This is a genomic window from Nostoc cf. edaphicum LEGE 07299 (genome assembly GCF_015207245.1).
In the GTDB taxonomy this organism is placed as follows: Bacteria; Cyanobacteriota; Cyanobacteriia; order Cyanobacteriales; family Nostocaceae; genus Nostoc; species Nostoc edaphicum_B.
Map to the genome: position 1 here is coordinate 1 of NZ_JADEXF010000369.1, position 5,001 is coordinate 5,001.

Annotated in this window: 4 protein-coding genes; 2 read left to right on the forward strand and 2 right to left on the reverse strand. The window is 41.2% G+C overall.

Annotated elements, in window-relative coordinates:
- Positions 1-88 precede the first annotated feature (88 nt).
- Positions 89-1,006 carry a M23 family metallopeptidase gene (locus tag IQ229_RS12730; RefSeq protein WP_194044204.1) on the forward strand — a complete coding sequence of 306 codons (918 nt, stop codon included), beginning with the start codon at positions 89-91 and terminating at the stop codon, positions 1,004-1,006.
- A 240-nt stretch (positions 1,007-1,246) separates the two neighbouring features.
- On the opposite strand, the gene IQ229_RS12735 is transcribed toward IQ229_RS12730, so the two are convergent.
- Both IQ229_RS12735 and IQ229_RS12740 read right to left on the reverse strand, forming a co-directional pair.
- Positions 1,247-2,104 (reverse strand): cyanophycinase, encoded by an 858-nt coding sequence (locus IQ229_RS12735; RefSeq protein WP_194044206.1) that lies wholly within the window; start codon positions 2,102-2,104, stop codon positions 1,247-1,249.
- A gap of 409 nt (positions 2,105-2,513) precedes the next feature.
- The gene (locus IQ229_RS12740) at positions 2,514-2,717 is read right to left on the reverse strand and encodes a hypothetical protein (protein WP_094348985.1); all 204 of its coding nucleotides are present in this window, start codon (positions 2,715-2,717) and stop codon (positions 2,514-2,516) included.
- Between the two features lie 329 nt (positions 2,718-3,046).
- On the opposite strand from IQ229_RS12740, the gene IQ229_RS12745 reads away from it, so the two are divergent.
- Positions 3,047-4,966 (forward strand): ATP-binding protein, encoded by a 1,920-nt coding sequence (locus IQ229_RS12745; RefSeq protein WP_194044208.1) that lies wholly within the window; start codon positions 3,047-3,049, stop codon positions 4,964-4,966.
- Positions 4,967-5,001: the final 35 nt, after the last annotated feature.

Here is a 5,001-nt window from a genome sequence, read left to right on the forward strand (position 1 = left end):
GGGGAGGGTTTGGGGGTGGGGTTCTTTGGGTTTAATAAGTAATCAAGCGGACATAATATGAATTATTGTTCTAATAGACTTACAACTTATGAAAAAAGCTATAATTTATCGATATCGTACTTATGCACTAGTTGGGTTAATATCCTTAAGCGCTGTATTAACTACACCTACATCTGCCTTAACACAATTGGCAGGCGATTCCCCAATTGGGCAAACTCCTATCCCTGCTTCTAACTTAATCTGGCCAACTAAAGGATTTATTTCTCAAGGCTTCCGCAAATATCAACATGAAGGCATTGATATTGCAGGGGCGTCTGGAACTCCTGTTATTGCTGCGGCATCCGGTACAGTTGTCAAAGCAGGTTGGGATAATTGGGGATTAGGAAACGCTATAACTATTAAACATCTCGACGGCAGCATTACTGTTTATGGCCACAATCGCCGTTTGTTGGTGAGCAAAGGTCAACAGGTTATTCAAGGTCAAATGATTGCCGAGATGGGATCTACAGGCAATAGTACAGCACCTCATCTGCACTTTGAAGTTCACCCAAATGGTCGAATAGCAGTTGACCCCCTTCGTTTGTTGACATCGGTAACTGCAAGTGTTGGCTCCGGTTCTAAAGTTCAGCTAGTGGATAACCAGAACCACCCAGTCTCGCCATCCCCAGTAGCAAATCAAGTTTCACCCTCACAGCAGCCAATTCCAATAGATTTTGCACCTGTAAGCACTGATACGAAATGTAATGGAATTAGTCTTATTGAAGGTGAGACTATAAGCTCTCGTGTAAAAGTTTGTGAAGAAAATGGTCAATTATTTTATATTGGGCAATTGAAGCTAGCCCCAAGCAAGCCTATAAAGATAGTAGCTTTGAATATTGGTAAAGACAGATATCGAGCAGATAATGGTAGTTTTTATTATTTAGTCACTCCAGAAAGAGTTGAAGTTTGGCGAAATGGCAGTCAGATTCGTTCTGACAGTTTTTATAGTTTAACGAAATCGCCTTAATGTTCTCCAAGTTCGTAGTAAGGACTTTAGCCCTTAATTTTCTAAGCACTAAAGTGCTTACTACAAACTTTTCATTACTAGCTTAGAGATTCTACTACTATGCAGATTTTATTTTGCTTACGTTCAATATCAGTCTGCATCGTACAGGGTTTTTAAGCCTTTGACCCTGCCTACCAAGTTGAGGCAGGGAGTATTACAGCGATTAGATAAAACTTTCAGTTTAAATACACTTGCTAAAAGTTAAGTGTTAATTGAAGCAAGTGATTGAGAGCCATTTGGTACAGAGCCATTATTTAGGATAGGCTGACGAGTTTTCAGGTCAAATTTAAAGCCATGTGGCAAAATATGAAGCTTTGCTCCACAAATCGCCAAAGACTCATCCTTCAAAATTTCGCCCATATTGTTATATGTAGCTTCTGATTCATCAACAATCGTAACCGCACCTTCACCAATTACTTCAATTTGGTTATCTATCACTACCATAGCGGTATTTTCGTCAATACCAAATCCCAAGACAGCAGGCTGTAGTATCAAAGCTGATATTAAACGTCCCAAGCGTCCCCGTTGGGAAAAATGCTGGTCGATTACTACCCCTGGTAAAAATCCCATACCTGGGCCCATTTCGACAGTTTCAATCCGAGGATGTGTTTCTGAGTCGCCTTCTACAATCATTACGTCTGGCATCACAGCAGCTCCGGCACTTGTGCCTGCGATAACTATACCTTCAGAGAAGCGTTTGTGAATCGCCGCATCGATTTCGGTGTCCTTGAGGATGTTGGTAATACGAGCTTGATCTCCCCCTGTAAAAAACACCCCAGTTGCTTTATTAATAGCTTCCAATGCGGTAGATGAAGATGCATCTTCACGGGTTTCTGTATCAATAATGCGAACAGTTTCGGCTCCCAGGCGCTCAAACACTCTGATATAATTTTCTCCCACTTCTCTTGGTAGTTCTGTTGCTGCTGTCAAAATTACAATATACGCCTTTGTACCCCCAGCGCGTCGTACAAAATCCCGCAAAATTACAGAATCTCCCTCTTTATCTTCGGCTCCCCCAATAATTACCAACTGCCTTTTGATAATATTACTTTCCACCATGATGTTCCCCTGGATTTGAGTTAATAAATCTCACTAAAACATGACAATTCAATGTATCAAATCATCCCTTTGATAGATTACTTGATAAAAGTAGGGTTAACATTTGCGTAGATGCATACCCCTACGGGGAAGTAAGCTACCCGGAGCGTCTGTCTGCGACACGCTATTCGCGTTCGTAGAGAAGCGGCTTGTCGTTAGACATCGCAATTAGACCGAAATACTTTTCCGAAAAATTATCTAAATTTTTTATCTTCTACTAAATCAAATCTACAACGTCAACTGCCCCTAGAAGTATTGTCTAAAGGCATTATTGGCTATATTGCTAGTTGTCGATTGGAGATTTCTCGTGCTATGTGAGTAATTGCTATTGACTCTAGCTAGATGGAATTTAGATATCTGATGACAAGTCCTAATGAACCCGACTTCTGTAAAGCAAGTTAGTTAAGAAAAAACGTGCTTGTTCTAGTGGGAGATGCCTGGGTTTGCCTTGGTAGACAATTTGATACTCATTCATGTCTGCCCCATCTCCATGTCCAGAGATCAGCTTTTGGTGAAAAGCTTCGTCAGCAAGTTCTCGAATCTCATCTCTTAGAGCAGCTTGTGTGCTATTCATAACTTTGCTGTTTTTTTATGCTGTCTTTTTAATGCCTCATATTTACTTATACGATTTTTGGATGAGTGTTGCACCTTTCAAAGGTTATATCTTTGATTACTCATGAGGATGAATTGACTGTTCTTGATTCCTGGCAGAAGAATGGGGATTTAATTATGCCTTAAGATAGTTAAAAATGCTTAGTAATAGGGTTAACGTGGGTTCGGATTAGCTCAGTGGCAAAGCCATCACTCTCCAAAATTAACATGAGCCAATCTACAATCAATAAGTCTGAGTAACCACAATTCAGCATTAAAATTTCAGGGTGTTTAGCCGAAGGTTCGTAATCAATGGTTTTACAAAAAAGCAGTGAATTAGTTCGCATTAATGCTAGAAGAACAGATGTATTCGATATTTTCAACTTCAAGCATTACCTTGGCCCCAACCCTTATTTAGATGTAGGGGCGCTAGTATTTGATTTTGCTCTAATTGACTCTAGAGAGCCTTTGCCCATTGAAGATTATATTGCCAAGATTGGCGATCGCTATCCAAATCTTCGCGATCAAACCTACGAATCTTATGCCCATCTCTTTGCCCAAGTTGTGTCCGAAACCGGAAAATTGGACATGGATTTACACCTTAACCGCTGGAGTGTTAAGCCATATCCAAATCTCACACGAATTAGCATCCAATCACTACATGAACGCACAACTAGAGAGGTAATTTACTTTGTTTGGGATTGGTTTGAAGCCATTACCCAAGACGAAGACTTTGCCTTTGATGAGCAGATGGTAAAGCTGCAAGATAGATTTCGCGCATCTATCTACGGAGGCCCCACAGTTTACGCCCTATTGCGAACAGCATACCAGAAAGGTATTCCCGCCTTTTATTTGTGGGAAGAAGGATTGATGCAATACGGCTTAGGAAAAAAACACGTCCGGGGGGTAGCAACAACATTTAACTGTGATAGCCATCTAGATTCGGAGTTTACTACCCGCAAAGATGATTGTAAGGCATTTTTGAAAACCTTGGGTTTCCCAGTGCCTGAAGGTAGTATTGTCTTTTCCGAAAAAGAAGCCTTGGCAGCAGCAAGAGAAATTGGCTACCCAGTGGCAGTGAAGCCAGTGGTAGGTCACAAAGGAATTGGCGTTACGGCTGATGTGCAAGACTCAAAAGAACTGATCTCTGCTTATAATCGTTCACTGGCAGCGATTCCCGAAAACCAGCAAACTCGAATAATTGTTGAGAAAAGCATCACAGGATCGGATTTTCGTTTGTTGTGTGTCAATGGTCGATTCGTCGCCGCCACAGAACGCCGTCCAGCATCAGTTGTGGGTGATGGGTATTTAACGCTTGCAGAGTTAATTCGCCAAGAGAACCGCAAACCTGCACGTTTAGATACGCCAACCTCGCCGATGAGTAAAATTCAGATCGATGAAGCGATGGAACTCTACTTAGACGAACAGCGTTTATCATTAGACAGCGTGATTGAGAAAGGACGCACTGTTTACCTACGTAAAGTTGCCAATCTTTCAGCCGGAGGTATGAGTATCGATGCAACCCCGACAGTTCATGATGACAATATTATCTTGGCGCAAGATATTGCCCAACATTTCCAACTGACTTGTCTGGGAATTGATGTTATCACCAAAAGTCTCGCAGAATCTTGGAAATCCAGTAACTTTGCCATCCTAGAAATCAATGCTGCACCAGGCGTTTTAATGCATCTTAAACCTTCTGTTGGTGAAAGTGTTGATGTACCTTCTCATATTTTAGAAACTTTTTTTGAGTCGGGTACAGATGCCAGGATACCAATTATTACCTTTAACAAAATCTCAGTTGAAGAACTACAAGCGACGATTGACCATATCCTTTTGCAACATCCCAACTGGATAATAGGTGCTGTTTGTCGTGATGGCGTTTTTGTGAATCGCTCGAAAAAAGTATCAAGTAAAGATTACAACAGTAATGTTCAAACTTTGCTGCGTCATCCCAAACTTGATTTGCTAATTGCTGAGTACCCTGAAGAGATCCTCGAAGAACAGGGCATATTTTACCAAAATAGTAATATCGTAGTTCTGGATAATCCTACCGAAACTGAGATGATTTTGGTGCGGAATGTTTTCGATAGTTCGACTGTGGTGATTAGAAAAGGCAATGATATTTCTATTCGTCGCAAAGGGTTAATTGAAGATTATACTTTGGGTGAAGATGAACCATTTACGCGGGTTTATTTGAAGGAAACTGGAACGATTTTGGAAGTTAAGTAAATAGGGGAGCAGAGGAGCAGGGGAGCAAGGGAGCA

What these genes read in the sequence shown, in the direction of transcription:
- IQ229_RS12730 (WP_194044204.1), top strand. Translation starts at nt 89, where the DNA reads ATGAAAAAAGCTATAATTTATCGATATCGTACTTATGCACTAGTTGGG.
- IQ229_RS12740 (WP_094348985.1), bottom strand. Translation starts at nt 2,717, where the DNA reads ATGAATAGCACACAAGCTGCTCTAAGAGATGAGATTCGAGAACTTGCT.
- IQ229_RS12745 (WP_194044208.1), top strand. Translation starts at nt 3,047, where the DNA reads ATGGTTTTACAAAAAAGCAGTGAATTAGTTCGCATTAATGCTAGAAGA.
- IQ229_RS12735 (WP_194044206.1), bottom strand. Translation starts at nt 2,104, where the DNA reads ATGGTGGAAAGTAATATTATCAAAAGGCAGTTGGTAATTATTGGGGGA.